Source organism: Bradyrhizobium sp. MOS001 (genome assembly GCF_004634465.1).
Lineage (GTDB): Bacteria > Pseudomonadota > Alphaproteobacteria > Rhizobiales > Xanthobacteraceae > Bradyrhizobium > Bradyrhizobium barranii.
Window position 1 is genome coordinate 180385 of sequence record NZ_SPVJ01000007.1, and the last position, 25832, is coordinate 206216.

Sequence of the window (25832 nt, forward strand, 5' to 3'; positions counted from 1 at the left end):
GCAGCCGGCCGCGCGAGGCGCGGAACAGGCTGCGGCAATACCAGCGCCGCGCCAATGCTTGCGCAGGCCTGCGGATCATCTGCGCGATCAACAAGAGTTCGAAAGCCATTCGTATCGCTTTTGGTCAAATATCCCGACCACGTAGATGGGGCGGCATTCCCGAATGAGAACGCCGCCCCCGTCGCATCAGCCATGCGGTCGTTCGCCAAGCCTAACTGCGAGGCTCAGCCGTGAAGTTTCCTGGCGGTCTCCGCGATCTGGCGGCCCTGATAGCGCGCGCCGGCGAGCTCGTTGGCGCTGGGCTGGCGGCTGCCGTCGCCGCCGGTGATCGTGGTGGCGCCGTAGGGGGCGCCACCGGTGACCTCGTCGAGCTTCATCTGGCCGGCGAAGCCGTAGTTCAGACCGACCACGACCATGCCGAAATGCAGCAAATTGGTGATGATCGAGAACAGCGTCGTCTCCTGGCCGCCATGCTGGGTCGCGCTCGCGGTGAAGGCGCCGCCGACCTTGCCGTGCAGCGCGCCCTTGGCCCAGAGCCCGCCGGCCTGGTCCAAAAAGTTCGCCATCTGCGAGGCCATGCGGCCGAAGCGGGTGCCGGTGCCGACGATGATTGCGTCGTAATTGACGAGGTCCTCAATCTTGGCGACGGGTGCTGCCTGATCGACCTTGTAATAGGACGCCTTGGCGACTTCGGCCGGCACCAGCTCGGGCACGCGCTTGATGTCGACGGTGGCGCCGGCCTCGCGCGCGCCTTCGGCAACAGCGTTGGCCATCGCTTCGATGTGGCCATAGGCGGAATAATAGAGGACGAGAACTTTGGTCATGGTGGTCTCCGTTGGGATCGATGTTGACTGTTTGTGGGGGACGTCATGCCCGGGCAGAAGCGCGAAGCGCGTCTTCGCGCTAGATGTCCCGGGCATCCACGTTCTTGTGCGCCCATGGTGGGGCGTGGATGGCCGGGACAAGCCCGGCCATGACGAAGCGCGTTGTTAAGCCGCGTCGACGAGCACGAGCTCGGAGTCTTCGAGCGCCGTGATCTTCAGCTTGTCCTCGTCGCGGATCGCGGCGCCGTCGCGGGCGTTGACGCGCACGCCGTTGATTTCGACCGCGCCTGCCGCCGGCACGAGATAGAGATGCCGCGACCTCTCGGGCTCATACTCCGCGCTCTCGCCGGCCTTCAGCGTGGTGGCGAGCACCCGTGCATCGGCGCGGATCGGCAGCGCATCGGTGTCACCTTCGATCCCGCTGGCGATGGTGACGAGCTTGCCGGTGCGGTCCGCCTTCGGAAACGGCTTCGAGCCCCAGGTCGGCTGGCCGCCACGCGCGGTCGGTTCGATCCAGATCTGGAAGATCCGGGTCTTGGTCGGCTCGAGATTGTATTCGGAGTGGCGAACACCGCTGCCGGCGCTCATCACCTGCACGTCGCCCGCTTCGGTGCGGCCCTCGTTGCCGAGGCTGTCCTGATGGGTGATCGCGCCCTCGCGCACATAGGTGATGATTTCCATGTTGGCGTGAGGATGGGCGGGAAAGCCGGTGTTCGGCGCGATCTCGTCGTCGTTCCACACCCGCAAGGCGCCGTGGCCCATGTTGTTCGGATCGTAGTGGCTGGCGAAGGAGAAATGGTGCTTGGCCTTGAGCCAGCCGTGATCGGCGCCGCCGAGCTTTGCGAAAGGTCTGAGTTCGATCATCTGCGTAATTCCTTTGTGTGATCCTTTGGGTTGAACGGCTGCCGCCTTGATCAGGCGCCGAACCCGCCGTCGACGTTGAGCACCGTGCCGGTGACGAAGGAGGCTTCCGGGCTTGCGAGGAACACGACGCCGGCGGCGACTTCCTCGGGGCGGCCGAAGCGCTGCAGCGCGTGCTGCTTGCGCTGCGTCTCGGCGAACTCGCCGCCGTCCTTCGGGTTCATGTCGGTGTCGATCGAGCCGGGCTGCACCACGTTGACGGTGATGCCGCGCGGGCCGAGGTCGCGTGCCGCGCCCTTGGTGTAGCCGACGACGGCCGCCTTGGTGGCGACGTAGTCGGCAAGCCCCGGGAACGAGGCGCGGTCGGCGAGCATGGAGCCGACGGTGACGATGCGGCCGCCTTCGCCCATCAATTGCGAAGCAGCGCGGATCGCCGCGATCACGCCGTGTACGTTGATGGAATCCTGCCGTTCAAGCGCGGCCGTGTCAGCCTTCGCATCGTCGATCGCGCCGCCGGCGGCAACGCCGGCATTGTTGACGAGGATGTCGAGATGGCCGAATTCCCTGGCGACGTCATTGACGAGCTGCGTCACGTCCTTGGCCGAGGCCTGATCGGCCTTGAAAGCGCGGGCCTTGACGCCGCGGGCCTTGAGCTCGGTAACGACCGCCTCGGCCTTTTCGGGCGAGGCGACATAGCTGATGGCGACATCCGCACCTTCATCGGCGAGAGCGCGGGCCGAGGCCGCGCCGATGCCGCGCGAGCCGCCGGTGACGAGGGCAACCTTGCCTGAGAGCTTCTTGGTCATTGGATTTCTCCATTTCCTGAATGTCTGATGCCCCTTGGATAAGCCTCCGCCTGTGGTATAGAAATAGAAACTGTTGAAACGCATTGTTTCCCAGAATACCCCAATTGGACCGGCGCACATGGCAAAACTTCCCGATTTCGAGGCGCTCGCGATTTTCGCAAAAGTCGTGGAATTACGGTCGTTTGCAGGGGCCGCGAGCGAGCTCGCGATGTCCAAGGCAACGGTGTCCAAGGCGGTCACGCGACTGGAGGAACGGCTCGGTGCCCGGCTGTTCAACCGCACCTCGCGGCGGCTGGCGCTGACCGATGCCGGGCACAAGCTCGCCGAACGCGCCACGCGTCTGCTCGTCGACGGCGAGGCGGCCGAGAACGAGGCGCTGGCGCAATCGGTGGCGCCGCGCGGCCTGGTCCGGCTCGCCGTGCCCATGACGTTCGGGATCAAGGCGGTGGCGCCGCTGCTGCCGGAGTTCTTCGAAACCTATCCGGAGGTCTCGGTCGATCTGCATCTGAGCGATGCGACCATCGATCTGATCGGCGAGGGTTTTGACATGGCGGTGCGGATCGCGCGGCTGCCGGACTCCTCGCTGATCGCGCGGCGGCTTTTCACCATGCCGCGCTTCACGGTGGCCGCGCCGTCCTATCTGAAGCGCCATGGACGGCCCACGCATCCGATGCATCTCGCCGAACACAAATGCTTCAGCTACGCCTATCTCTCGACGCCCAATGTCTGGAACTACACCAATTCGGCAGGCGAGCAGGCGAGCGTCCGTCCGGGCGGACAGCTTCGCGTCAACAACGGTGAAGCCGTGATGCCGGCGCTGATCGCCGGTCTCGGCATCGCCGAGCTGCCCGAGTTCATCGTCGGCGAGGCGATTTCGTCCGGCGAGGTTGAGGTGATCCTGAAAGACTGGAAGCAGGCCGAAGGCGCCGTGCATCTGGTGACGCCACCCGGCGGCCCGCGCCCCGCACGCGTCGAGGCGCTCGGCGATTTTCTCGCGGCGAAGCTGCCAGGCACGTGCAAGCGGCGGCCGAAGAAGGGTGTCAACAAAGCGGGGTAGATCCCTTGGTGGGCACGGCGCGTTGCGCCTTTGCCCACCCTACGTGATCTCGCTAGTCTATCCTGCAAACGGCTATCGTAGGGTGGGCAAAGCGAAGCGTGCCCACGCCTTTGCCTGATGGGATCGCAGATGTCTCGATATCGGCGCACACAAGGCAGCACATTCTTCTTTACGGTCGTGCTCGCCGATCGTTCAAGCACTCTGCTCGCGGATCATGTTGATCGCCTAAGACGAATTTACCAAACCGTTCAGCAGCGCCGACCGTTCGAGACCGTCGCGATCTGTATCCTGCCCGACCATCTCCATGCCATTTGGTCGCTCCCGGAGAATGATTCCGACTTTTCGTCGCGTTGGAATTTGATCAAGGGCGGTTTCTCGCGAGGATTGGAAGCGCAGGAGCGCTCGGCAAGCAAGTCACTCAAGCGCGAGAAGGGAATTTGGCAGCGCCGCTACTGGGAGCACGCGATTCGAGACGACGCGGACTTGGAGCGCCACGTCGATTACATCCACTTCAATCCAGTGAAGCATGGCCTCGTCACGCGTGTGCGCGATTGGTCGCTCAGCAGCTTCCATCGCTACGTCGACCAAGGCACTCTCCCCGTGGATTGGGGAGGGGATATGCGGGATATCGCGGGGCAGTTCGGAGAATGATGGTGGGCACGGCGCGCGAAGAGCGCGCCTTTGCCCACCCTACGAGATCTCGCTCGTCGATCCTCCGCACAACTATCGTAGGGTGGGCAAAGCGAAGCGTGCCCACCATTTCAGATTACGACTTCCGATCACGACACCTTCACGCCGTCGATTGCGACAATGCGCAAGGCTGGCTTCAGCGTCCCTTCCAGCTGCGTCTTCAATTCGTGCACACGTGGGTCGTTCGAGCGTGCCGCGCAGGCGGCGTATTGATGGACCGATTGCGCCAGCGCGCGCCGCGCTTCCGGCGTTCGCGTCAATTCGGGCTTTGAAAGCCGCAAGACGATCGCTGCGAGATTCACCAGCATCTCGTCCAGGGCGACGTCGATGGTCGCAAGATTCCGCATCACCCACTCCCTCAAGAGGGCAACAGCGGGTTCAGGGAAGCGTTCCGGGCCGGGCCGAACATGGTCAATACTTCGTAAACGCCTTGTTCTTGCCGCTCGGCCGGTTAGGCTGCCAGCGAAACAAAGAAAATCGGGGGCGAGGGGACTATGATGGATCGACGCGATCTCTTGCGCGCGGCTGCGGCATTGCCGTTGTTGCGGGCTGCTTTACCTGACAAGGCCTTCGCGCAAGCCTATCCGGTGCGCAACATCACCATGATCGTGCCGTTTCCGGCGGGCGGTCAGGCCGATCTTGCCGCGCGTCCGGTCGCGATGGCGCTGGAGCGGGTCCTCGGCAAGCCCGTCATTGTCGACAACCGCGCCGGTGGCGGCGGCGGATCGGTCGGCAATGCTGCGGCGGCGCGCGCGGAGCCCGACGGCTACACGCTGCTGATGACGCTGTCCTCGCTCGCGGTGCTCCCCGAGGCCGATCGCCTGTTCGACCGACCCGTTGCGTACGAAGTCTCGCAGTTCATGCCGATCGCGCGCGTCCTCGCCGATCCCACGCTGCTCGCGGTGCCGGCCTCGGCGCCGTGGAAGACGGCGCAGGATTTTGTCGAGGATGCGAAGAAGCGGCCGGGCCAAATCACTTACGGCTCGTCCGGTCCTTACGGGACGCTGCATGTCGCGATGGAGATGTTCGCGAGCAGCGCCGAGATCAAGTTGCTGCATGTTCCGTTCCGCGGCGCGGGCCCGGCGCTGACCGCGCTGCTCAGCGGCACCGTGCAGGCGATAGCAGCCGCGCCCGGCACCCTGAAGCCGCAGGTCGACGACGGCAAGCTGCGCGTGCTCGGCAATTGCGGCGCACAGCGCATCGCGAGCTTCCCCGACGTTCCGACCTTTCAGGAGCTCGGCTACAAGGACGTCGAGATGTACATCTGGGCCGGGCTCTTTGCACAGAGCGCTCTTCCTGCGCCGGTCGCGAGCCGCCTGCGCGAAGCGATGGCGAAGGTGATGACGAGTCCGGATGTGCTCAGGAGCTTCGAGGCCTCGGGCAGTCTGGCCGCCTATCAGGACGCGCCGGCATTCTCGCAATTCGTGGCGACGGACAGCGCGCGGCTGATCGCGGCGGTGAAGAAGATCGGCAAGGTGGAATAGGTTCCCGCCGCATTTTCACATTTTTTTGTTGGTTCAGAACCTGACCGCGTCTCATTGATTGAAGACAAATCAAGGAAAGCGAGAAGGATCGGGACATGCGAACAGAGCGAATTGCGATGGGTCTGGCGCTTGCAGTCAGCGGCATCGTCGCGCAGGGCGCGGCATCAGCCCAGGACTATCGCGGCACAATGGAACAGCAGATGGCGTGCACGCCGGATGTCTGGCGCCTGTGCAGCGACCAGATTCCGGACACGAACCGCATTGTGACCTGCCTGCAGCAGAACACGCCGCAGCTTTCGAGCGCATGCCGGGCGGTGTTCCAGTCGAACAACCAGGCCCAGCCGCAGCAGCCGGTCCCGCGCGGCCGGGCTGTGCCGCCGCCGCGCTACAACAATGCGCCGCCGCCTGTCGCCGCGCCACCACGTCCCTATGATGATGACAACGACTAGAGCATGATCCGGAAAAGTGTGATGCGATTTTCCGAAAAGGTCATGCTCAAGTCATGACCTGAAGCGACCGCCTCACTCCCGACTCGTTTAGCGATCCCGCTTGCTGTTCGGCTCGGGTCGCTGCCGGAGTGCTGTCCGCAAGAGGGCACCGAAGAGCAATGCTGCGACCGGCCAATGGAACCAGATCTTGTGCATGCCGGTGAAAACGTTGATCAGAATCAGAAAGCCCGAAACCGTGAGGGCCACTGCAACCGGGCGGGGCAGCTTCGCCAGCCAATCCGAGACGAAGCCCATCCAGGTGGATGGCTCGTGCCTGCTGTCAATCCATCGCGCGCCAGTTTCCGAATCTGCAACAGCCCGCCCCTGGGGAGGGAGGCTTTCGTCAACCGGGAAGCTCCGTCGCCCAGCGCTTTGGCCGCTCATGGCCACGCGATAGCTGGTCATGGGAGCAACGTTCTTCATTGGTCGCTGGCCGAGACAGTCGAAGCCAACGGACAATTTGTTGTGCACCTGATCGTAGACGGAGCTTGAGATCACAACGCCGCCGGGTTCGGCGAGCTCTTGCAGCCGCGACGCGATATTGACTCCGTCGCCATAGATGTCGGACCCGTCCACCATCACATCGCCGAGGTTAATGCCGATGCGAAACCGCATCGGGTTCGCGTGAGGTGGGTCCGAATCCTGGTTGGAAATTTCCTGCTGAATTTCGACCGCACATTGCACGGCCTCGACGACGCTGGCGAACTCGGCGATCACAGCATCGCCCCAGGTATTCACGATCCGGCCGTCATGACGCTCCACCAGTCCCGCAAAGGCAGTGCGGTAGCGGCGCAGCGTCTCCAACGTTCCGGTCTCGTCTGCCTCCATGAGGCGAGAATAGCCCTGCACGTCAGCGCACAGGACGGTGGTCAATCGTCGTTTCACCTTGTCGTCGGTCATGGTCCATATGGTAGCCTCCCTGACCGGCAATTGCATCAGGCATCGCATCTGGCCCCATCGCGGCTCAACGACCGGTCGTCCAGTCCCGAAACCGTCATACTCGTGCAACGAATGCAGCCAGCCAGGTGCCAAAACCGACCTGGCGTGAGGTCGCCCTCCGCGCCGTGGTTCACGAGGACAGGCCGGAGCCGCCTTAAGGCCTGTGCTCGCAGACGTCGACCCATTCGGCCGCGGTGAGCTCCGCCATCCGCTCGGGCGTGATGCGCACGGCGCTGTGGGTCGAGCCTGCGGCCGGCACCACCACGTCGAACGCCTTCAGCGACACATCGCAATAAATCGGCAGCGGTGACTTCAGTCCGAACGGGCAGACGCCGCCGACCTCGTGGCCGGTGATCTCGGCAACCTCCTCCAGCCCCAGCATCTTCGGCTTGCCGCCGAACGCAGCCTTGACCTTCTTGTTGTCCATGCGCGAGGTGCCGGCGGCAACGATCAGGATCACACGCTCGCCGATGCGCAACGACAGGGTCTTGGCGATCCGGCCGGGCTCGACGCCATAGGCTTCGGCGGCCAGCGGCACCGTGGCCGAGCTGATCGGGGATTCGATGACGGAGATGTCGGGGGCTTTCTCGGCGAAGAAGGCGCGAACGGATTGAAGGCTCATTCCAAACAGCTCATTCCAGACTCATGGGCGGGCGGCGATGCTTAGGCGACCGTTGGCAGTTCCGAGAGCGCGCGGACACGATGATCCGGCGCGAACCCTAGCTCGTCCATCTGGGTCCGGATCGCCTTATACATCGTCAGCGGTGCCACGAGTTCGTTCTCGACGCAAGCCAGCGCCATCGCCTCGGGCGTCACACGTTCGATCCAGGCGACGTTCAGTCCGAACGACTTCGCGCCCGCGACATCCCAGGGATTGGACGAGACGAACAGAACCTCATCCGGCCTGGTGCCGAACACCTCGCCGATCAGCGTGTAGGCCTCTGGAGACGGCTTGAAGACCTTCTTCGCATCCACGCTGATGGTGGCATCGAGCAGACGGTCGAGCCCGGAATTGCGCACGAGCGCATTCAGCATGTCCGGACGGCCATTCGAGAGGATGGCGAGTTTTCGCGGCTTCAGCGCCGCAAGCGCGGCGGCTGCATCCGGATAGAGATCGAGATCCAGATATTTCTCGATCACCCGCTCGAACGCTTCGCCTTCATAGGCGAGGCCGAGCAGGCGCAGCGTATAGGCGAGCGAGTCGCGCGTGACGGCGGCAAAATCCTGGTAGCGCCGCATCAGCGAGCGCAACCAGGTGTATTCGAGCTGCTTGATCCGCCAGACCTGCGTGATGATCTCGCCATAGCCCGGAAAAGCATCCTCGGTGATCTCTGCGACGGACTGGATGTCGTAGAGCGTTCCGTAAGCGTCGAAGACGACGGCCTTGATGCTCATGGCTCGCTCCTTTGGGACTTTGCGGTGGCGCACGGACAATACCGAAACGGCCCGGTACTCGACAAGGTCGGAACCTTCTTCAAACAATCGTCACCCCGTCGACCTCGCGCAGCAGATTGACACTGCCGCCGGCAGGCGTTTAATTCAGGGTACGGGGATTTGCGATCTCCCCGCGAGGCGACATGCCCAAGTATCGCGTCCTGGTCACCAAGGACGCCGCATGTCTTCTTTCATCTCGATCTCATCAGAGAAATTGTCCCGTCAATTGGTGCCGCCAGCGCGCCGACCCTCGTCGATGTCCGTATCGACAAGGACCGCGCGGTCTATTTGCGCACTCGACAAGACGGCGAGCACCAAGAGCTAGCGAGCACACGGGGCAAGTCGGGGACGACGATGACGTGGAGGGCTCCATGACGACGAATACCGACCGCCGAGACTTCATCAGGTGCGTGGGGGCCGCCGCGGCATCGACCGCAATACTCGCGGGGACGCAAGCCCTTGCGCAAGCCAATCAGCCAACAGGAGCCAGGCCAATGACATACCAGCCCAAGCCGATGCCGTTCGATCCGAAATCCATTGCCGGCATCTCGGAGAAGGTGCTCGTCAGCCACTACGAGAACAACTATGTCGGTGCCGTAAAGCGACTCAACGCGATCGGAACGCAACTCGCCGAGCTCGACTTCGCGAAAGCTCCGAACTTCGTCATCAACGGCCTGAAGCGCGAGGAACTCGTCGCGTCAAACTCGATGATCCTCCACGAAATCTATTTCGACGGGCTCGGCGGTGCCGGCAAGCCGAGCACACCACTTGCCGACGCGATCGCGCGCGATTTCGGCAGCATGGAGCGGTGGCGCGCGGAGTTCTCCGCCATGGGCAAGGCCGAAGGCGGCGGCTCCGGCTGGGTGATTCTTTCTTACTCGCCGCGCGACAAGCGGCTGGTCAATCAGTGGGCCGCCGACCACACGACGACGCTGGCCGGCGGACGCCCAGTACTGGTGCTCGACATGTATGAGCACGCTTATCACATGGATTATGGCGCGGCGGCCGCGAAGTATGTCGACATATACATGGAAGCGATCAAATGGGACAACGCTGCAACACTGTACGATCAATACAGGCGGGAAGCTTAGACGTCGTGCAAAAAACGAGCGTAGCGCTCTTAGGGGCGGCGTTGTTCCTATTGTTGGTTGAAGGAAACGCGATGGCAGAAACTGTAAATTTTGACAACGCAGCAACCGGCGCAGCGCCCGAAGGCTGGACGCTGACGATGACGGGTCGTGGCCAGCCCAAATGGACGGTCGAGGTGGAGTCGACGGCGCCAAGCAAGCCGAACGTCCTGAAACAATCCGGTCAGGCGACGTTTCCAGTGGCGCTCAGGAGCGGCACCAGCATCCTGGACGGGTTCGTCGAGGTCAAGTTCAAGGCGATCGCAGGCTCCGAGGATCGTGCGGCCGGTATTGTCTGGCGCGCAAAGGATGCCGACAATTACTATGTCGTGCGGGCCAACGCGCTTGAAGACAATGTTGTGCTCTACAAGACGATCAAGGGTGTTCGCAGCGCGCTCGATATTGTCGGCCGGAAAGGCGGCTATGGCGTCAAGGTATCGGTGCCGTCAGGTCAATGGCATTCCCTACGTTGCGAATTCGCGGGAAAGCTATTCAAGGTGACGTATGACGGCAAGCCGATGTTCGAGGTCGAGGACGAATCGATCAGGGACGCCGGCATGATCGGCTTGTGGACCAAGGCCGACAGTGTCACCGTATTCGACGACCTGACATACGGTGCGCTGAACTAGGTTAACATCGGCGTCGACCCTCTCACGTCGGAGAAACCATGCTCGCTCGAACCCTGCTTGCGGCCACCGTCCTGTTGATGCTCGCGCACCCGGCAATGGCGCAGGAGCCGCTCGCGACCTACAAATCCCTGAGTCCCGAGCTGGCGCTTGATCTGGCCCGGGCATCGCTTGGTGATTGCCGATCACGCGGGTACCAGGTCGCCGTCGCGGTCGTCGATCGCTTCGGGGGGACACAGGTGATCCTTCGTGACAGGTTCGCAGGTGCTCACACCGTTTCAACGGCCTCGGGCAAGGCGTGGACCGCAGCAACATTCCGTACCAGCACCACCGAACTGAATGCCGTCAGCCAACCTGGCATGCTGCAGGCCGGTATCCGCAATCTCCCCGGCACGGTCATTATAGGTGGCGGATTGATTGTCGAAGCGGGCGGTTCACTGGTCGGAGCCGTCGGTGTGTCTGGGGCGCCCGGCGGTGATGCTGACGAAGCCTGCGCCAGGGCCGGAATCGACGCTATACGCGACAAGCTGGAGTTTTAGGGCCGCCTTGCCCGCCTCAGCGAGGCCTTGAGCGCCTGAGCGTGAGGGCTTCGGCAACCGGTCGAAGCCCTCAATGCGCCGTGGCGATGAGTACGCGGCTAGATCCCCAGCAGCCTGCGCGCGTTGGCCTTCAGTACCTTCGGCCGGATCTCGTCGCGGATCTCGATCTTGGCGAAGTCCGACAGCCAGCGGTCCGGCGTGATCACCGGCCAGTCCGAGCCGAACAGCATCTTGTCCTGAAGGATCGAGTTGATGTAGCGCACCAGGATCGGCGGGAAATACTTTGGCGACCAGCCCGAGAGGTCGATGTAGACGTTCGGCTTGTGGGTCGCGACCGACAGCGCTTCCTCCTGCCAGGGGAAGGAGGGATGGGCGAGGATGATCTTGAGGTCGGGGAAATCTGCCGCGACGTCGTCCATGTACATCGGGTTCGAATATTTCAGCCGCATGCCCATCCCGCCGGGCATGCCCGAGCCGACGCCGGTCTGGCCGGTGTGGAATAGCGCGATCGCGCCGCCATTGTTGATCTCTTCGTAGAGCGGATAGGCCATGCGGTCGTTGGCGTAGAAGCCCTGCATGGTCGGATGGAATTTGAAGCCGCGCACGCCGTATTCCTCGATCAGCTTGCGCGCCTCGCGCACACCGAGCTTGCCCTTGTGCGGGTCGATCGAGACGAAGGGAATGAGGACGTCGAGATGGTCGGAGGCGATCTCCAGCATCTCCTCATTTTTGTAGCGGCGGAAGCCGGTCTCGCGCTCGGCATCGACCGGAAAGATCACCGCGGCGATGTTCTTGGAGCGGTAGTAGGCCGCGGTCTCCGGCACGGTCGGCGGATGCTTGTGCGGCGACTTGAAGTAGTCCGCCATCTGCGCCTGGAAATCGTCATAGCCGTCGTCGGGATGGGTGCCGCAGGGCTCCTCGGCGTGGGTGTGGATGTCGATGGCGACGACATCGTCGATGTTGGGCAGCTTCAGCTTCGGCATTGGTTTCCTCCCGACGGGTTGACGAATTGATTATATGATATAACGAATTTGGCAAGGCACGTCGTCGAAGCGAAGCCCCAAGTCGACAAATGCGTAGATCGGGCCGATCCGGCCGTTTCTACTTTGCTTTCTACTTTGCATGGGGTTGTTTTCCAGAATTTGCTGGCCCGGAACCGGGCAGTTAACATTGACATCCGGTCCTCCCATGCCTTAAGAACCGCCCCGTCCCGGGCGGTCGGTCCGCCAGCGGGAAAGATCTCATTTTGCCACATTCGCGCGTGCCGAAACGGTAGTGCCGAACACGGCCTTTCGAACGTTCAGGATTCTGCCATGAAGGTCCGTAACTCGCTGAAATCGCTGCGCGGTCGCCATCGCGCCAACCGCCTGGTCCGCCGCAAGGGCCGAGTCTATGTGATCAACAAGGTGCAGCGCCGCTTCAAGGCTCGCCAGGGCTGATATTGCCCTCGCGGTCGCCTCCGCGCGCCCCGCAAGACCACGGCTCACACGAGTTTGACGCCGCCTTTGCTTTGCAAGGGCGGCTTTGCGCGTTTAGACTTTGCGCATGGCAGTGAGATTCCTGGCAGTGAGCTTCCCTTTCGCACGCACCCTGTGTCTGGCCCTTGTGCTGGGCGCCACTGGCCTTACGCCAGCCCTGGCGCAGAAAGAGCTGCCTGCCCCTCCCGGCAAGGAACAGAAGAAGCTGCCGGAGGCGCCGGCCAAGCTGCCCAAGGTCGACCGCAGCAAGAATCTCGATTTCCTGTTCGGCGCGCTCAAGGCCGCGCCCGACGAGGCCAGCGCCAAGCATGTCGAGGCGCGGATCTGGGCGATCTGGATCCAGACCCCGAGCGACACCGCATCGCTGTTGATGGCGCGGGCCAAGACCGCGGTCGACGCGCAGAAGATCGACATCGCGATCAAGCTGCTGGATTCGGTCATCAAGCTCAGGCCCGACTACATCGAGGCCTGGAACCGGCGCGCCACGCTCTACTACATGCAGAATGACTACGGCCGCTCGCTTGCCGACATCCGCGAGGTGTTGATCCGGGAGCCTCGCCATTTCGGCGCACTCGCAGGCCTCGGCATGATCATGCAGGAGGTCGGTGACGAGAAACGTGCGCTCGAGGCCTACCGCAAGGCGCTGGCCGTCAATCCGCACCTCGAGAAGATCCCCGAGCAGGTCAAGGCGCTGACCGAGAAGGTCGAAGGCCGCGACATCTAGCGGACAAGTTGATCATTTCCCGAGTGATTGCAGCGTGCGCGGATTAACCACGATCACACGTGCGGCGTTCTCAGGGGTATTGTTGAAGCGCGCGCAGGCCTACCTGCATGGCAGGAGCACGGCCATGAAGCGTTTGATCTTTGCAGGTGTATTGCTGCTCGCGTCGGGCTCGGTGAGCCTCGCCGACGGCTTGTTCTGGGTGGTCGGCAATCGCGCCACCGGCAAATGCAACATCGTAACCAGCAATCCCGTGATCATCGGCGACATCTGGTTCGGCGACGGTCCCTACAAATCCAGGGCCGATGCCAAGCTTGCCCGTTCGACGATCCGCGCCTGCCCTGCGGTCACACCCGACGAGGAAAAGGACGAGGACGGAACGAACTAGCCTGCACTTAGTGCAGGACGCTACCGGCGCGCTCGACAAGGCCGTGATCGGCGGCCGCGGCGTAAGCCTTTGCAAGCTCCGTCTCGAGATGCTCGTTGATCAGAAGCAGTGCCCGCACTGCACCGCGCAGGTCACCGTTGCAGCTCGCCACGATCTCGTCGATCGCAGTGTCTTTGGATCTGAAGCTCATCGACATTCTCCGGTTCAAATCAGGACAAATCCTGCCGGCCTTTCCCGCATCCCCTTGGAGTTTGCGAGGAGGATCGGCGCCCACCCGCGCCTAGATGGCGGAACCGACCGTGGCGATTATATGGAAGCCGCGATGACGACTGCATGAAGCTGGCCCGAGGCTTGCGCGCTGCGAGGAATTCCATTGATTTTATTGCGTTTTTTCCTGCTGGAATTATGCACATATCCACAGCCCCGGCATTTCAAGTGGAGCGCGGGATCTCACGGCGCGAAACTGCCGCCCGCTAGTCTCGTAACTGCCAGGTGCCCTGGATCGCCCGGATTCTCCCCATGATTGTGATGTCAGTCGTGACCGCGCTGGTTCTGCTGGCGCTGGCCACGCAGGCCGGCGTCCTCGCCGTGCAACGCGCCTTTCCGCCCCAGGGCCGGATGGTCGAGGTCGACGGCGCTGTGCTTCACGTCGTCGATATCGGTCCGCGCGGTTCAGGCATGCCGATCGTGATGCTGCACGGCGCGAGCTCCAATCTCGAAGCGATGCGGCGTCCGCTCGGCGACCTCCTTGCCAAAGACCATCGCGTCATCCTGATCGACCGTCCCGGTCACGGCTGGAGCACGCGGATGCGGCGGCAGGATTCGACGCCAGAGATCCAGGCCCGGATGATTGACGAGGCGCTTCGTAAGCTCGGGATCGATCGCGCGGTCTTCGTCGTGCATTCCTGGAGCGGTGCGCTCGGCGCGCGGATCGCGCTCGATCATCCCGGCCGCGTCGCCGGTCTCGTCATGCTGGCGCCGGTGACCCATCCCTGGCGCGGCGGCGTCGGCCGCTACAACGAGATCATCGCAACGCCGGTGATCGGCCGGCTGCTCGCCTATACCATCACGCTGCCGATGGGGTATTTCGTTGCCGAGGCCGGCGCGCGCAGCGTCTTCCTGCCGCAGACCATGCCGGATGGTTTCGTGCAGGACTCCGCGACGCCGCTGCTGCTGCGCCCGCGCGAGTTCATCGCCAATGCCTATGATTTGGTGACGCTGAAGGAAGCGGTGACGGCGCAGGCTGCGCGTTATGGCGAGATCAAGGCGCCGGTCACGATCATCGCCGGCGAGCCCGACAAGACGGTGAAGACCGCCATCCACGCGCGTCCCTTCGCCGCGATGGTGCCGGGTGCAAAGCTGATCGTGCTGCCCGATCTCGGCCACATGGTGCAGAACGCTGTGCCGGATCTGGTGAAGACGGAAATCGAGACGATGATCGGGAAAATCGTCCCTGCGCAGGCGGCCGCCGATTAAGGCGTTTTCGAGCGAAGTGGATACCGGTTCGCGTGAAGAAAACGCGTCGAAACAAGAAGCCCGAGCTTCGGTTCTGACTCAATCAGAACCGAAGCTCGGGCGGCCGCCGTTCACGCGCTTACTGCTTGATTTTCCCGTCCTTGTCGAACTGCGCGACGAAGGCCCAGAGATTGTTGATCTCGTTCTCGTTCTTGATGCCCGCGAACGCCATCTTGGTGCCGGGGATCTTGGCCTTGGGGTCCTTGATGTATTCCTTGAACGTGGCTTCATCCCAGGTGATGCCGGAATTCTTGTTCGCATCCGAATAATTGTAGTCCGGTGCGGTGCCTGACTTGCGGCCGTTGAGGCCGTTGAGCTCGGGGCCGACCTTGTTCTTGGCGCCTTCGCCGATGGCGTGGCAGGCCAGGCATTTGTTGAACGACGATTTGCCGGCCGCAACATCCTGCGCCATCGCGGCGGGTGCGGTGGCAGTCACGGTGAGGATCATCAGTGCGCCAAAAGTCAGTTTTGTCATCGGGTGCTCTTCGTCTCTTCCCTGGTGGGTCTAGGCTGGTCGGTCTTGCCTGGTCGGCAAACGACGGACCCGCCGGTTTTGGCAGGCCCGCCCGGCTTGGACAAGCCGCGAAACCATGACAGGTTTCATGCTGCCCTACTTGTCCCAGAGCGAACTCGCCGAAGATGGCCGCTCCGACTTTCGGATGGCCTACCCAAACAGGCGCGGACGTGGTTGATTTGCCGCGATAATTTGATCGTGGGCTACGAGTCGGAAGGATATGTTATGGCCATCATGATGCCCGCGAGCGACCAGGCCGTGCTGGCGCGCCGCGCTGAGATCGTGGCTGCATTGCGCGCAATCGTGCCCGGCGAGGGCGTGATCGACAGCGCCTCCGAGATGCGGGCCTACGAATCCGACGGGCTGACGGCCTATCGGCAGCCGCCGATGGTCGTGGTGCTGCCCGACACCACCGAGCAGGTCTCGCTCGTCCTGAAATATTGTGCCGGGCAGGGGATCAAGGTGGTTCCGCGCGGCTCCGGCACTTCGCTGTCCGGGGGCGCGCTGCCGCTGGAAGATGGCGTGCTGCTCGGGCTCGGCAAGTTCAAGCGGATCCGCGAGATCGATTTCGACAACCGCGTCGTCGTCACCGAGCCCGGCGTCACCAATCTCGCCATCAGCCAGGCGGTCGCGCATGCCGGCTTCTACTACGCCCCCGATCCGTCCTCGCAGATCGCCTGCTCGATCGGCGGCAATGTCGCGGAGAATTCCGGCGGCGTGCACTGCCTGAAATACGGCATGACCACCAACAACGTGCTCGGTTGCGAGATTGTCCTGATGAGCGGCGAGATCCTGCGCATCGGCGGCAAGTCGGCGGAGAACACCGGCTACGACCTGATGGGCGTCATCACCGGCTCGGAAGGTCTGCTCGGGGTCATCACCGAGATCACGGTGCGCATCCTGCAAAAGCCGGAGACGGCGCGGGCGCTGATGGTCGGCTTCGCGCAGGTTGAGGCGGCCGGCGAATGCGTGGCGCGCATCATCGGCGCCGGCATCATTCCCGGCGGCATGGAGATGATGGACAAGCCGGCGATCCACGCCGCCGAGGCCTTCGTTCATGCCGGCTATCCGCTCGACGTCGAAGCGCTGCTCATCATCGAGCTCGACGGTCCCAAGATCGAGGTCGACGAGCTGATCACGCGCGTCGAGACCATTGCGAATGCTTGCGGCTCGACCACCTGCCAGATCTCGACCTCCGAGGCCGAGCGCAATTTGTTCTGGGCCGGCCGCAAAGCGGCGTTTCCGGCCGTTGGCCGCATCTCGCCCGATTATCTCTGCATGGACGGCACGATCCCGCGCGGCGCGCTGCCGAAGGCGCTCGCCCGCATCCGCGAACTGTCGGAAAAGTACCAGCTCGGCTGCGCCAATGTGTTCCACGCCGGCGACGGCAATCTGCATCCGCTGATCCTCTACGATGCCAACAAGCCCGGCGAGATCGAGCGCGCCGAGGCCTTCGGCGCCGACATCCTGCGCGCCTGCGTCGAGTTCGGCGGCGTGCTCACCGGCGAGCACGGCGTCGGCATCGAGAAGCGCGACCTGATGCCGGAGATGTTCACCGAGATCGACCTCAACCAGCAGCAGCGCCTGAAATGCGCTTTTGACGCGCAGGGCCTGCTCAATCCCGGAAAGGTGTTTCCGACCCTGCATCGCTGCGCCGAGCTCGGCCGCATGCATGTGCACGCCGGGAAGGTGGCGTTTCCGGACATTCCGCGGTTCTGACGGTCGATACCCGGCATGGCGGCGACATGGCGGACGTTCGGATCAGTGTGACGAAAGAAGCGCCGGGCAGGCCGCTGGCGAAGTCGCGCCTGCTGTTCATCGACAACATCCGCTGGTCGATGATCATTCTCGTGCTGAGCATGCACGCAGCCGACACCTACAGTCCGTTCGGCAATTGGTACTATGTCGACCGGCGGGAGACCGGCTTCGGCACGGCCCTCTTCTTCGGCATCTATCAGAGCTTCCTCCAGGCCTTCTTCATGGCCGCGCTGTTCTTCATCGCCGGCTATTTCGCCGTCGGCGCCTTCGATCGGAAAGGACTTTCGAAATTTGCGCGTGATCGGCTGATCAGGCTCGGCTTGCCGACTTTGCTCTACATGTTGGTGATCGGCCCGCTGACGCAGTATTTTCTGTCATGGACTTGGGGCAAGGGCGGTTTCGGCCATCAATGGCTGACCCATCTGATGGACGGCGAATGGCTTTCCGAGACGGGACCGATGTGGTTTTGCGCGGTGCTGCTGCTGGTCTCGCTCCTCTATGGCCTGATCCGCCAGACCGGATGGCGGGAGCCCGAGGTTGCGCTGTGCGGCACGGGGATTGTTCTGTTCGTTGCGGCCATGGCGGCGTTCACCTTCGCCGTTCGCATCGCCATCCACGCCGATACCTCCGTGCTCAACGTTCACCCCGGCGATCTCCCGCAATACGCTCTCATGTTCGCAGCCGGCGCCGTCGGCTATCGCAGCAATTGGATGGTTGGGCTTGCCGAGCGCTCCTGTATCCGCTGGGGACTGCTCGCGCTGTCGCTCTCTGTGCCGCTGTTTGCAGCGCTCGTGCTGTTCGGGGGAGGCCTGCAGGGGGACACCGCGCTCTATGCAGGCGGCTTCAACGTCGTCAGTGCCGGGAAGTGCCTGTGGGAGGCGCTGGTCTGCGTCGGCATGGGTCTCTTGATGCTGGCCGTCTACCGCCGCTATTTCGACGCGCAAGGGCCGGTCGCCAAATGGCTCTCGGACAACGCCTTCGGCGTCTACCTGATCCATCCGCCGATCCTGGTCGGCTTTGCCCTGCTTCTGCACGCACTGCCGCTCTTCGCACTCACGAAGGCGCTCCTGCTGACCATGTTGGCCGCGATCGGCAGCTTGGCCGTCTCGGCACTGATCCTGCGCAGATCGCCGCTGCGCGCGATCATATAGTCGTATGCCGCGGTCCAGATCGAACCGCGGCATACGAGCTGGTGTTTACATGAGTGCGTATTGAGCCCGTTCGCGCTTCGCCAGCAGCGGCAGGGCTTCGCCGGCGATGCAGGTCTTGAAATGCGCGCTCTCCTGGTGCGCTTTGAACGCGGCCTCGTCGCGGAACAGCTCGTAGAACAGGAACTGGGCCGGATTGTCCCTGGCGCGCGAGATCAGGAACAGCTTGACGCCCTCCTCGCGCTGCGCCTCCGGCAGGAAGCGGTCGAGGATCGCGGCGACCTTGTCGGCCTCGCCGGGCTTGGCCTCCCATTGCGCGACGACGAGCAGGCCGCCGCCGTCGACGGCGTCGCTGAGGGATTTCTGCGTGGCATAGTGGTTCATGGTCCTTGCTCCTTGCTGCTGGGCTTGAGATGACGCCGCCGCCCATGGCGAGAGATAGATCGCCAGGACGGCTCCGAAGGCCCGGATCACCGACCTGCGGCTGAACGCTTCGTGGACGCGCGGCACCAGCCGCTGATGTGTCGATCGCATGCTTGTCTCCATCGGTTGGCCTCGATCGCGATCGGCGCAAGCTTGTAGCGAGGGCCTGCCGGCTTTGGTTCGCCGCTGGTCGAAGTGTCGATGTCGTGAACGCTTCGATCATGATCGAAGCGTCGTGGTCGCCCGTGCCGGATCCCCGACTGCACCGGCGCTGATCGCCGGCGTCACGCCGCATTTGATTTTGGCGGCGAATTTCGCTACCGCCTTTTCCCGTGGATACGCTCAGGGTCAGAGACGCCAAAGACGTCGAAGAGGTGGTGCGCGCGGCGATTGCCAACGAGCAGCCGCTCGAGATCATCGGTCATGGCAGCAAGCGCAGCATTGGCCACACAATGGCGACCAACGCCGTGCTCGACCTCTCCGCGCTGAATGCCGTCACCTCCTACGAACCCAACGAGCTGATCGTCACGCTCCAGGCCGGCGCCCCGCTGGCCGACGTGCTGTCGCTGATCGACGCCAAGAACCAGCAATTCGCCTTCGAGCCGATGAACACCGCGCCGCTGCTCGGCACGCCCGCGTTGGGTACCATCGGCGGCATGATCGCGGCCGGTCTCGCCGGTCCGCGGCGGATCAAGGCGGGCGGGGCGCGCGATCACCTGCTCGGGGCGCACGCCGTCTCCGGTTTCGGCGACAGCTTCAAGACCGGCGGCAAGGTGGTGAAGAACGTCACCGGCTACGACCTCTGCAAGCTGCTGGCGGGGTCCTGGGGCACGCTGTCGGTAATGACCGAGGTGACGCTCAAGGTGATGCCGAAGCCCGAAGCGGAGCGGACGCTGCTGCTGCGCGGGCTCGACGATGCCGTCGCCAACAAGGCGATGACCGCGGCGCTCGGCTCGCCCTTCGACGTCTCCGCCGCCGCGCATCTGCCGAAATCGGCCTTCCGGGCGAAGACCGACGGGCTGGGCGACATCGCCAGCCAGGGCGAAGCGCTAACCGTGCTGCGGCTCGAGGGCATCACGGCGTCCGCCGCGCACCGCGCCGGCTCGCTGCGCGAATTGCTGGCGCCGTTCGGAACCGCGACGCTGGTCGAGGATGTGGCCTCCGCCGCATTGTGGGCCACGATCCGCGACGTCCTGCCGTTCGCGGCCGGCGGTGCAGTTGGGGCCTGGCCGGTGTGGCGGATCGTTTGTCCGCCGGCTTCCGGCGCGGTGCTCGGGACCCAGCTGGCGCGCGAGACCGGCGGCGACATCATCTACGATTGGGGCGGCGGCCTGATCTGGGCCGCGCTGCCGCCGAAGGCTGACGCGCATGCCCCGGCCGTGCGCCAGCGTGCGGATGCTGTGGGCGGGCACGCCACGCTGATCCGGGCGGCCGAGGACGTCAGGCGCGGTGTCGACGTATTCCATCCGCAGGCGCCCGGCATTGCCGCGCTGAGCGATCGGGTCCGCGCCAGTTTCGATCCGAAAACCATTCTCAACCGGGGGCGGCTGACGCGGGGCGCTGCGGCATGAAGACCGAATTCTCACTGGCGCAGCTCGCCGACCCCGACATCGCGGAAGCCGACAAGATCCTGCGCGCCTGCGTCCATTGCGGCTTCTGCACTGCAACCTGTCCGACCTATGTGCTGCTCGGCGACGAGCTCGATAGCCCGCGCGGCCGCATCTACCTGATCAAGGAGATGCTGGAGAAGGACCAGACCCCGACGGCCGAGGTGGTCAAGCATGTCGACCGCTGCCTGTCGTGTCTGTCCTGCATGACGACCTGCCCCTCGGGGGTGAACTACATGCACCTCGTCGACCAGGCCCGGGTCAGGATCGAGCAGCGCTATCAGCGGCCGCTGACCGAGCGGCTGTTGCGCCAGGTGCTGGCCTTTGTCCTGCCGAATCCGCAGCTCTTCCGCACCAGCATGTGGCTGGCGCGCCTCGCCCGTCCGCTTGCCGTATTCCTGCCGACGCCGCGGCCGTCGGCGACGCCCGGCCTGATCCAGCGCCTCAAGGCGATGCTGGCGCTGGCGCCGAACCGTCTGCCGTCGCCCGGCCCGCTCCCCGGCAGCGTATTCGCGGCACTCGGCAAGAAGCGCGGCCGGGTCGCGCTGCTGCAAGGCTGTGCCCAGCAGGTGCTGGCGCCGCGCATCAACCAGGCCGCCATCAGCCTCCTCACCCGCCACGGCATCGAGGTTGTCCTGGTCCGGGACGAGCAGTGCTGCGGCGCGCTGCCCCACCATCTGGGCAACGACCAGGATGCGTTGGCGCGGGCCCGCGCCAACGTCGCGGCGTGGCGAAAGGAAGCGGCCGGCGAGGGGCTCGACGCCATCCTGGTGACGGCCTCCGGCTGCGGCACGGTGATCAAGGACTACGGCTATCTCCTGCGCGAGGACACGGCGTTTGCCGCCGATGCAGCGCAGGTGTCCACGCTCGCCAAGGACATCACCGAATTCGTTGCCGGCCTCGAGCTCGCGACCACTACGCGACAGGACAATATCGTCGTCGCCTATCACTCCGCGTGTTCGTTGCAGCACGGGCAGAAAATCACGGGCCTTCCGAAAGAATTGCTTTCCAAGAATGGATTCGTGGTGAAAGATGTGCCGGAGAGCCATTTGTGTTGCGGCTCGGCGGGGACCTACAACATTCTCCAGCCCGAGCTTGCGGGCCGGTTGCGCGACCGCAAGGTCGCCAACATCGCAAGCGTCAAGCCGGACATGATTGCCGCGGGCAATATCGGCTGCATGGTGCAGATTGCCAGTGGCACGTCAGTTCCGGTCGTACACACGATTGAGCTTCTCGATTGGGCTACGGGCGGGGCGCGGCCGGCATTGAATGCCTCGAGCTAGCCTTCGTCCGGAGGTGACGGCTGAAGACGCCCGATCGACCATTGTTCGGCGGCAACAGGAGGACCACGATGGCGAAAGCGAAGAAGAAAAAAAGCAAGAAGGCCAAAAAGGCCAAGAAGGCTGTAGCGGCGAAGAAGACCGCGAAGAGGGCAGCCAAGAAGTCCGCGAAAAAGTCTGCCAAGAAGTCTGCGAAGAAATCTGCCAGGAAGGCCGCCCCGAAGAAGGCCGCCAAGAAGGCTGCGAAGAAGTCGGCCAAGAAGGCTGCCAAGCCGGCTGCACCGAAGAAGGCCGCAAAGAAAGCGGCGCCGAAGAAGGCGAAGGCAGCTCCTGCGCCGAAGCCCTCAGCGCCGGTGGCGGCTCCGGCTCCGGAGCCCGCCGCCGAGACAAGCTGGGCGATGCCTTCGTCTTCTGCGGAGCCGACGCCGGCCGAAGGGCAGGGTTAGGCCCCGAGGGGCTCCCACGGTTAGGGTCCAAGTCAGGTCCAAGGTGAGGGCCAAGGCTGGGTCCATCCCGACGACAACGACCGACAACAGGAAGGCCGCGGCGGTGATGCTGCGGCCTTTTTGCATCGGCACAATGGTCGCCGCCCGGTTGTCGTTTCTCGCGTCAGTCCGATTCGTGGCACAGGCACCACTGCACCGGCGGCTCCCGTATTAATCCGGGCGGCTCTGTGCACTTTGGAATGAAAATAATGTGATCGAGAAGCAACACAGGCGGACAACCTTCTGTAGAATCGTCAGAACGCCTAAAAAGTCGGCAGATGCTCGTGATTTTTGCTTCACGGTTCGCATCCTCCCATCCAGATTGTCGCGGTAACGAAATTTTGCAGACACGTCGTACGCCCGGGGGGCTTCCGGGAAACCGACTGGGTAGAACTGGTGATGGGGATCGAAATGAAAAAAGTGGCTTTGTTGGCAACGGCGCTGGCAATGGTGACGGGTTCGGCTTTCGCGGCAGACATGCCGGTCAAGGCTCTGAAGGCCCCGCCGCCGCCCGCCTTTGACCCCTGGGATGTCGCCTTCGGCGCCGGCATCATGAGCGATTACATCTTCCGCGGCGTGACTCAGTCGAACCACAACCCGTCGGTCGCCGCCTATTTCGAGCCGCGCTACAACGTCAACAAGGACCTCCAGCTCTACGTCGGTGCGTCCGCGGAGAGCATCTCGTTCCCGAACCGCGCCGCGGCTGAAGTCGACATCTACGGCGGTATCCGCCCGACCTTCGGCATGTTCGCCTTCGACTTCGGTATCTGGGGCTACCTCTATCCGGGCGGAAGCTGCTTCGGTTCGCAGGGCACCCTCGCCCAGGGCAATTGCGGCACCGGCCTCGACAATTCGCAGGGCGCGATCGGCCTTCCGATCAACGGCAACTTCGCCAAGAAGGACGCAAGCTTCTACGAAGTCTATGCCAAGCTGAATCTCAACATCAACGACCAGTGGGTCGTTGGCTTCAACGAGTACTATTCGCCGAACTTCCTGAACCTCGGCGCCTGGGGTAACTACGCCTCGATCACCGCCAAGTGGACCGCGCCGAGCACCACGTTCGGTGCCAGCGGCGTCGGCATGTATGTGTCGGGTGAATTCGGCCGTCAGTGGCTCGGCACCTCCGACATCTTCTACGGCATTGCCGGCGACCCGCTGTACTCCAACGGCATCAAGGAGCCGAGCTACAACACCTGGAACGTCGGCGTCGGCTTCACCTACAAGGTGTTCACGCTCGATCTGCGCTACTACGACACCGACCTCTCGAAGGGTAACTGCAACGCCTTCACCAGCGACTTCTCGGCCACCAACTCCAGCCCCGGTTTCGTGACGCCGATCAATGGCGGCGCGAACGCGGCCACGGCGTTCGGCTCCAACTGGTGCAGCGCGGCCGGCGTCGCCAAGCTCTCGGTCGACCTGACGGCGATGACCAACCTGAAGTAAGTTTCTTCCCGAGACGACCTAACGAGGGCGGCAGAGCAATCTGCCGCCCTTTTGCTTTGGGCTTGGGCTCGTCTGTGAGAGCGCTCGGCCTGCATGGTTCGACACGCGCCGCCAGGCGGCGCTCCTCGCCATGAGGGTCGAGGATCTTGCCGCGATTACAGACCTCATCCTGAAGAGCCCGCCGGAGGCGGCGTCTCGAAGGGTGGCTGCAACGAAGGTCCTACCGAGGCTAGCCTCAGGCTTGGTTGTGTCACCTCAGCTCGCCGCGGTCGGCTCCGCCTGGGCCGGCTCGCCGTCCTTGCCGAGAACGTGGATCTCGCCGTCCTTCACCAACGCCACCTTGCGGGTGTGGAAGGCGTCGAGCGTCGAGCGGTGGCCGATCGAGACGATGGTGGCCTGCGGCAGCTTCTCCGCCAGCAGCCGGTACAGCCGGGCTTCCGATGGTTCGTCCAGCGACGCCGTGGCCTCGTCGAGGAACAGATAATCCGGCACGTGCAGGAGGGCGCGCGCGAGCCCCAGGCGCTGCTGCTCGCCGAGCGAGAGCGTCCTGTTCCAATGACCGTCCTCGTCGAGTCGCTCGGCCAGCTTCGGCATGCCGACCGCAATGAGTGCGTCCCGGATTTTCTCCGGTGCGACGGCGCCATGTTCTGCCGGGTAGATGACCGCGTCGCCTAGCGGGCCGATCGGGAAGTAGGGGCGCTGCGGTAGCATCATCAGCTTCGATTTCCCGGGTATGGCGATGGTGCCGGTGCCGAACGGCCAGACGCCGGCGATGGCCCGGAAAAGCGTCGACTTGCCGGAGCCCGACGGCCCGGTCACCAAGACCCGCTCCGCCGGTTGGATCGTGAAGGCATCGGCTGCGACCAGAGGCGCACCGTTCGGTAGCTTCACGAGCAGCTGCTTGAGCGCGATCGCCGTCGTGCTGCCGGATGGTGCAAGGCCGATGGTCGGCTCATGCGTCGGCGGGTGTGCGGCCGAGGCCACCGACATCTCGAAGCCGTCGAGACGGGCGACGATCGCGCGCCATTCCGCCAGCGCCCGGTAGGCCACCACGAAGAACGACAGCGCACCCTGGACGCTCGAGAAGGCCGATGCCGTCTGCATCATGTCGCCGAGCTGGATCTTCTTGGCGAAGAAGGCTGGCGCCACCAGCACGTAGGGAAAGATCACGGCAGCCTGCTGATAGCTCGCCGTGAACGCGGTGAGGCGCTTGGTCCGGCTCATGATGGCGTACCAGTTGCCGATCACGAAGCCGAAGCGACGGAAGAGACCGCCGCGTTCGGCGCCCTCGCCCTTGAGCAGCGCGATCTGCTCGGAATTCTCGCGGACGCGGACGAGGTTGAAGCGAAAGTCGGCCTCATAGCGCTGTTGCTCGAAATTGAGATTGACCAGCGGCGCTCCGATCCAGTGCGTCAGCGCGGTGCCGAAGATCGCGTAGATCAACGCGCCCCAGCACAAATAGCCGGGGATCATGAGATCGGTGCCGAACAGGTGCAGCGGCGCGGCGTTGGACAGGCCCCAGAGGATGATCACGAAGGAGAACAGCGTCACGATCGCCGAGAGCAGGCCCAGTCCGATCGTCAGGGTCTGCTCGACGAAGTTCTTGACGTCGTCGGTGATGCGCTGGTCAGGGTTGTCGGCCGCATCGCCCTTGAGCTGCATGCGGTAATGCGTGGAGCCGTCGAGCCATTCGCGGAGATAGTGTTGGGTGAGCCACTGCCGCCAGCGGATCTGGAGCCACTGGTTCAGGTACAGCTTGTAGACCGCCAGCGCGATCGCGGTGAAGGCGAGGCCGATGAAGATCCAGATCTGCGTGACGAAGGCGTCCCAGTCGCTGTTCTGGAGCGCGCTGTAGAACCGGTTCTGCCACTGGTTCACCAGCACGTCGATCGCGACCAGCGCCAGCTCGATTGCGATCACGGCGGCGAGCAGGCCGCAGCCTGCCCACTTGTCCTCCGAGCGGAAATAGGGGACGGCGATTCGCCAGACGATCGCGAGCGTGGCGCTGATGTTCTTCACAGAGCTCTGTCTCCTGAGGGGATGTGCACAACGGCCATAGGCCAAATGGCTGTGGCAACGGCAGAAAGCGCTTAGACTAAAGTCGCAAGTTCATCAATTTGCGTTGGCTTGTCGCAGCTTGCAACCCTAGCATGGGTACAACGGCGCGGGGTGGGGGCCTCCGGGACTTCGCGGGCTT

Annotated in this window: 29 protein-coding genes; 17 read left to right on the forward strand and 12 right to left on the reverse strand. The window is 63.7% G+C overall.

Features of this window, described 5'->3' with window-relative positions; all coding sequences use genetic code 11:
- Nucleotides 1–224: 224 nt before the first annotated feature.
- The 3 genes from wrbA to CT676_RS13455 all read right to left on the reverse strand — a co-directional run bounded on the left by wrbA (nucleotide 225) and on the right by CT676_RS13455 (nucleotide 2491).
- Entirely contained in the window at nucleotides 225–824 is a 600-nt protein-coding gene (gene wrbA / locus CT676_RS13445) for an NAD(P)H:quinone oxidoreductase (RefSeq protein ID WP_071909485.1), read from the reverse strand.
- Between the two features lie 165 nt (nucleotides 825–989).
- A complete protein-coding gene (locus CT676_RS13450) occupies nucleotides 990–1688 on the reverse strand; it encodes a pirin family protein (RefSeq protein WP_085403393.1) in 699 nt (232 codons plus the stop codon).
- A gap of 50 nt (nucleotides 1689–1738) precedes the next feature.
- On the reverse strand, nucleotides 1739–2491 hold the full coding sequence (locus tag CT676_RS13455) for an SDR family oxidoreductase (protein ID WP_028147961.1): 753 nt from the start codon (nucleotides 2489–2491) through the stop codon (nucleotides 1739–1741).
- Between the two features lie 118 nt (nucleotides 2492–2609).
- On the opposite strand from CT676_RS13455, the gene CT676_RS13460 reads away from it, so the two are divergent.
- Both CT676_RS13460 and CT676_RS13465 read left to right on the forward strand, forming a co-directional pair.
- A complete protein-coding gene (locus tag CT676_RS13460) occupies nucleotides 2610–3548 on the forward strand; it encodes a LysR family transcriptional regulator (protein ID WP_085403392.1) in 939 nt (312 codons plus the stop codon).
- A gap of 129 nt (nucleotides 3549–3677) precedes the next feature.
- Nucleotides 3678–4199: a transposase gene (locus CT676_RS13465; RefSeq protein WP_085403391.1), complete on the forward strand. Its 522-nt coding sequence runs from the start codon at nucleotides 3678–3680 to the stop codon at nucleotides 4197–4199.
- Between the two features lie 128 nt (nucleotides 4200–4327).
- Here the strand turns inward: CT676_RS13465 and CT676_RS13470 are convergent, their stop codons facing one another.
- Nucleotides 4328–4585, reverse strand: coding sequence for a hypothetical protein (locus CT676_RS13470; protein ID WP_085403390.1), 258 nt, complete (start codon nucleotides 4583–4585; stop codon nucleotides 4328–4330).
- Between the two features lie 150 nt (nucleotides 4586–4735).
- Here CT676_RS13470 and CT676_RS13475 point away from each other — a divergent pair, with 150 nt between their 5' ends.
- Both CT676_RS13475 and CT676_RS13480 read left to right on the forward strand, forming a co-directional pair.
- Complete coding sequence (locus CT676_RS13475; protein ID WP_085403438.1) at nucleotides 4736–5722, forward strand: tripartite tricarboxylate transporter substrate binding protein; 987 nt, start codon at nucleotides 4736–4738, stop codon at nucleotides 5720–5722.
- Nucleotides 5723–5817: 95 nt separating this feature from the next.
- Nucleotides 5818–6171 carry a hypothetical protein gene (locus CT676_RS13480; protein ID WP_085403389.1) on the forward strand — a complete coding sequence of 118 codons (354 nt, stop codon included), beginning with the start codon at nucleotides 5818–5820 and terminating at the stop codon, nucleotides 6169–6171.
- A gap of 87 nt (nucleotides 6172–6258) precedes the next feature.
- Here the strand turns inward: CT676_RS13480 and CT676_RS13485 are convergent, their stop codons facing one another.
- The 3 genes from CT676_RS13485 to CT676_RS13495 all read right to left on the reverse strand — a co-directional run bounded on the left by CT676_RS13485 (nucleotide 6259) and on the right by CT676_RS13495 (nucleotide 8544).
- Nucleotides 6259–7110: an adenylate/guanylate cyclase domain-containing protein gene (locus CT676_RS13485; protein WP_085403388.1), complete on the reverse strand. Its 852-nt coding sequence runs from the start codon at nucleotides 7108–7110 to the stop codon at nucleotides 6259–6261.
- 193 nt (nucleotides 7111–7303) lie between these two features.
- Nucleotides 7304–7771, reverse strand: a complete 468-nt coding sequence (locus CT676_RS13490; protein WP_014491890.1) for a YbaK/EbsC family protein — start codon at nucleotides 7769–7771, stop codon at nucleotides 7304–7306.
- A 41-nt stretch (nucleotides 7772–7812) separates the two neighbouring features.
- Nucleotides 7813–8544, reverse strand: a complete 732-nt coding sequence (locus tag CT676_RS13495; protein WP_135214803.1) for a haloacid dehalogenase type II — start codon at nucleotides 8542–8544, stop codon at nucleotides 7813–7815.
- A gap of 533 nt (nucleotides 8545–9077) precedes the next feature.
- On the opposite strand from CT676_RS13495, the gene CT676_RS13500 reads away from it, so the two are divergent.
- The 3 genes from CT676_RS13500 to CT676_RS13510 all read left to right on the forward strand — a co-directional run bounded on the left by CT676_RS13500 (nucleotide 9078) and on the right by CT676_RS13510 (nucleotide 10875).
- Nucleotides 9078–9674, forward strand: a complete 597-nt coding sequence (locus tag CT676_RS13500) for a Fe-Mn family superoxide dismutase (RefSeq protein WP_028147969.1) — start codon at nucleotides 9078–9080, stop codon at nucleotides 9672–9674.
- Between the two features lie 71 nt (nucleotides 9675–9745).
- Nucleotides 9746–10339: a hypothetical protein gene (locus CT676_RS13505; protein WP_085403386.1), complete on the forward strand. Its 594-nt coding sequence runs from the start codon at nucleotides 9746–9748 to the stop codon at nucleotides 10337–10339.
- Between the two features lie 38 nt (nucleotides 10340–10377).
- Nucleotides 10378–10875, forward strand: coding sequence for a heme-binding protein (locus CT676_RS13510; RefSeq protein ID WP_085403385.1), 498 nt, complete (start codon nucleotides 10378–10380; stop codon nucleotides 10873–10875).
- A gap of 98 nt (nucleotides 10876–10973) precedes the next feature.
- Here CT676_RS13510 and CT676_RS13515 read toward each other — a convergent pair whose 3' ends face one another.
- Nucleotides 10974–11858, reverse strand: coding sequence for an amidohydrolase family protein (locus CT676_RS13515; RefSeq protein ID WP_028147972.1), 885 nt, complete (start codon nucleotides 11856–11858; stop codon nucleotides 10974–10976).
- Between the two features lie 330 nt (nucleotides 11859–12188).
- On the opposite strand from CT676_RS13515, the gene ykgO reads away from it, so the two are divergent.
- The 3 genes from ykgO to CT676_RS13530 all read left to right on the forward strand — a co-directional run bounded on the left by ykgO (nucleotide 12189) and on the right by CT676_RS13530 (nucleotide 13462).
- Nucleotides 12189–12314 (forward strand): type B 50S ribosomal protein L36, encoded by a 126-nt coding sequence (gene ykgO, locus CT676_RS13520; RefSeq protein ID WP_006611362.1) that lies wholly within the window; start codon nucleotides 12189–12191, stop codon nucleotides 12312–12314.
- A gap of 106 nt (nucleotides 12315–12420) precedes the next feature.
- Nucleotides 12421–13077, forward strand: coding sequence for a tetratricopeptide repeat protein (locus tag CT676_RS13525; protein ID WP_094184308.1), 657 nt, complete (start codon nucleotides 12421–12423; stop codon nucleotides 13075–13077).
- A gap of 124 nt (nucleotides 13078–13201) precedes the next feature.
- Entirely contained in the window at nucleotides 13202–13462 is a 261-nt protein-coding gene (locus CT676_RS13530; RefSeq protein WP_028147974.1) for a hypothetical protein, read from the forward strand.
- Nucleotides 13463–13469: 7 nt separating this feature from the next.
- Here CT676_RS13530 and CT676_RS13535 read toward each other — a convergent pair whose 3' ends face one another.
- Nucleotides 13470–13652, reverse strand: a complete 183-nt coding sequence (locus CT676_RS13535; protein WP_063986707.1) for a hypothetical protein — start codon at nucleotides 13650–13652, stop codon at nucleotides 13470–13472.
- A 329-nt stretch (nucleotides 13653–13981) separates the two neighbouring features.
- Here CT676_RS13535 and CT676_RS13540 point away from each other — a divergent pair, with 329 nt between their 5' ends.
- The gene (locus tag CT676_RS13540; RefSeq protein WP_085403384.1) at nucleotides 13982–14938 is read left to right on the forward strand and encodes an alpha/beta hydrolase; all 957 of its coding nucleotides are present in this window, start codon (nucleotides 13982–13984) and stop codon (nucleotides 14936–14938) included.
- A gap of 118 nt (nucleotides 14939–15056) precedes the next feature.
- Here CT676_RS13540 and cycA read toward each other — a convergent pair whose 3' ends face one another.
- Entirely contained in the window at nucleotides 15057–15452 is a 396-nt protein-coding gene (gene cycA, locus CT676_RS13545) for a cytochrome c-550 CycA (RefSeq protein ID WP_014491900.1), read from the reverse strand.
- A gap of 264 nt (nucleotides 15453–15716) precedes the next feature.
- Between cycA and CT676_RS13550 the strand changes: the two genes are divergently transcribed.
- Together CT676_RS13550 and CT676_RS13555 are read left to right on the forward strand one after the other, a co-directional pair.
- A complete protein-coding gene (locus CT676_RS13550; protein WP_085403383.1) occupies nucleotides 15717–17210 on the forward strand; it encodes an FAD-linked oxidase C-terminal domain-containing protein in 1494 nt (497 codons plus the stop codon).
- Between the two features lie 26 nt (nucleotides 17211–17236).
- Nucleotides 17237–18400: an acyltransferase family protein gene (locus CT676_RS13555; RefSeq protein WP_085403382.1), complete on the forward strand. Its 1164-nt coding sequence runs from the start codon at nucleotides 17237–17239 to the stop codon at nucleotides 18398–18400.
- A 45-nt stretch (nucleotides 18401–18445) separates the two neighbouring features.
- Here the strand turns inward: CT676_RS13555 and CT676_RS13560 are convergent, their stop codons facing one another.
- On the reverse strand, nucleotides 18446–18931 hold the full coding sequence (locus tag CT676_RS13560; protein ID WP_094184315.1) for a putative quinol monooxygenase: 486 nt from the start codon (nucleotides 18929–18931) through the stop codon (nucleotides 18446–18448).
- Between the two features lie 221 nt (nucleotides 18932–19152).
- On the opposite strand from CT676_RS13560, the gene CT676_RS13565 reads away from it, so the two are divergent.
- The 4 genes from CT676_RS13565 (at nucleotide 19153) to CT676_RS13580 (ending at nucleotide 23635) form a co-directional block, all read left to right on the forward strand.
- On the forward strand, nucleotides 19153–20391 hold the full coding sequence (locus tag CT676_RS13565; protein WP_085403381.1) for an FAD-binding protein: 1239 nt from the start codon (nucleotides 19153–19155) through the stop codon (nucleotides 20389–20391).
- A complete protein-coding gene (gene glcF, locus CT676_RS13570) occupies nucleotides 20388–21710 on the forward strand; it encodes a glycolate oxidase subunit GlcF (RefSeq protein WP_135214804.1) in 1323 nt (440 codons plus the stop codon). The genes CT676_RS13565 and glcF overlap by 4 nt, the downstream gene beginning before the upstream one ends.
- A gap of 68 nt (nucleotides 21711–21778) precedes the next feature.
- Nucleotides 21779–22153, forward strand: a complete 375-nt coding sequence (locus CT676_RS13575; RefSeq protein WP_071909499.1) for a histone — start codon at nucleotides 21779–21781, stop codon at nucleotides 22151–22153.
- A gap of 450 nt (nucleotides 22154–22603) precedes the next feature.
- The gene (locus CT676_RS13580) at nucleotides 22604–23635 is read left to right on the forward strand and encodes a TorF family putative porin (protein WP_071909500.1); all 1032 of its coding nucleotides are present in this window, start codon (nucleotides 22604–22606) and stop codon (nucleotides 23633–23635) included.
- Nucleotides 23636–23890: 255 nt separating this feature from the next.
- Here the strand turns inward: CT676_RS13580 and CT676_RS13585 are convergent, their stop codons facing one another.
- Nucleotides 23891–25654, reverse strand: a complete 1764-nt coding sequence (locus tag CT676_RS13585) for an ABC transporter ATP-binding protein/permease (protein WP_085403379.1) — start codon at nucleotides 25652–25654, stop codon at nucleotides 23891–23893.
- Nucleotides 25655–25832: the final 178 nt, after the last annotated feature.

Coding starts and splice junctions, on each gene's coding strand:
- CT676_RS13460 (WP_085403392.1), top strand. CDS start 2,610: ATGGCAAAACTTCCCGATTTCGAGGCGCTCGCGATTTTCGCAAAAGTC.
- CT676_RS13470 (WP_085403390.1), bottom strand. CDS start 4,585: ATGCGGAATCTTGCGACCATCGACGTCGCCCTGGACGAGATGCTGGTG.
- CT676_RS13575 (WP_071909499.1), top strand. CDS start 21,779: ATGGCGAAAGCGAAGAAGAAAAAAAGCAAGAAGGCCAAAAAGGCCAAG.
- CT676_RS13540 (WP_085403384.1), top strand. CDS start 13,982: ATGATTGTGATGTCAGTCGTGACCGCGCTGGTTCTGCTGGCGCTGGCC.
- CT676_RS13485 (WP_085403388.1), bottom strand. CDS start 7,110: ATGACCGACGACAAGGTGAAACGACGATTGACCACCGTCCTGTGCGCT.
- CT676_RS13550 (WP_085403383.1), top strand. CDS start 15,717: ATGGCCATCATGATGCCCGCGAGCGACCAGGCCGTGCTGGCGCGCCGC.
- CT676_RS13500 (WP_028147969.1), top strand. CDS start 9,078: ATGACATACCAGCCCAAGCCGATGCCGTTCGATCCGAAATCCATTGCC.
- CT676_RS13555 (WP_085403382.1), top strand. CDS start 17,237: ATGGCGGACGTTCGGATCAGTGTGACGAAAGAAGCGCCGGGCAGGCCG.
- CT676_RS13495 (WP_135214803.1), bottom strand. CDS start 8,544: ATGAGCATCAAGGCCGTCGTCTTCGACGCTTACGGAACGCTCTACGAC.
- CT676_RS13475 (WP_085403438.1), top strand. CDS start 4,736: ATGGATCGACGCGATCTCTTGCGCGCGGCTGCGGCATTGCCGTTGTTG.
- CT676_RS13535 (WP_063986707.1), bottom strand. CDS start 13,652: ATGAGCTTCAGATCCAAAGACACTGCGATCGACGAGATCGTGGCGAGC.
- glcF (WP_135214804.1), top strand. CDS start 20,388: ATGAAGACCGAATTCTCACTGGCGCAGCTCGCCGACCCCGACATCGCG.
- cycA (WP_014491900.1), bottom strand. CDS start 15,452: ATGACAAAACTGACTTTTGGCGCACTGATGATCCTCACCGTGACTGCC.
- CT676_RS13450 (WP_085403393.1), bottom strand. CDS start 1,688: ATGATCGAACTCAGACCTTTCGCAAAGCTCGGCGGCGCCGATCACGGC.
- CT676_RS13525 (WP_094184308.1), top strand. CDS start 12,421: ATGGCAGTGAGATTCCTGGCAGTGAGCTTCCCTTTCGCACGCACCCTG.
- CT676_RS13480 (WP_085403389.1), top strand. CDS start 5,818: ATGCGAACAGAGCGAATTGCGATGGGTCTGGCGCTTGCAGTCAGCGGC.
- CT676_RS13510 (WP_085403385.1), top strand. CDS start 10,378: ATGCTCGCTCGAACCCTGCTTGCGGCCACCGTCCTGTTGATGCTCGCG.
- CT676_RS13560 (WP_094184315.1), bottom strand. CDS start 18,931: ATGCGATCGACACATCAGCGGCTGGTGCCGCGCGTCCACGAAGCGTTC.
- CT676_RS13490 (WP_014491890.1), bottom strand. CDS start 7,771: ATGAGCCTTCAATCCGTTCGCGCCTTCTTCGCCGAGAAAGCCCCCGAC.
- CT676_RS13530 (WP_028147974.1), top strand. CDS start 13,202: ATGAAGCGTTTGATCTTTGCAGGTGTATTGCTGCTCGCGTCGGGCTCG.
- CT676_RS13515 (WP_028147972.1), bottom strand. CDS start 11,858: ATGCCGAAGCTGAAGCTGCCCAACATCGACGATGTCGTCGCCATCGAC.
- CT676_RS13580 (WP_071909500.1), top strand. CDS start 22,604: ATGAAAAAAGTGGCTTTGTTGGCAACGGCGCTGGCAATGGTGACGGGT.
- CT676_RS13505 (WP_085403386.1), top strand. CDS start 9,746: ATGGCAGAAACTGTAAATTTTGACAACGCAGCAACCGGCGCAGCGCCC.
- ykgO (WP_006611362.1), top strand. CDS start 12,189: ATGAAGGTCCGTAACTCGCTGAAATCGCTGCGCGGTCGCCATCGCGCC.
- wrbA (WP_071909485.1), bottom strand. CDS start 824: ATGACCAAAGTTCTCGTCCTCTATTATTCCGCCTATGGCCACATCGAA.
- CT676_RS13465 (WP_085403391.1), top strand. CDS start 3,678: ATGTCTCGATATCGGCGCACACAAGGCAGCACATTCTTCTTTACGGTC.
- CT676_RS13455 (WP_028147961.1), bottom strand. CDS start 2,491: ATGACCAAGAAGCTCTCAGGCAAGGTTGCCCTCGTCACCGGCGGCTCG.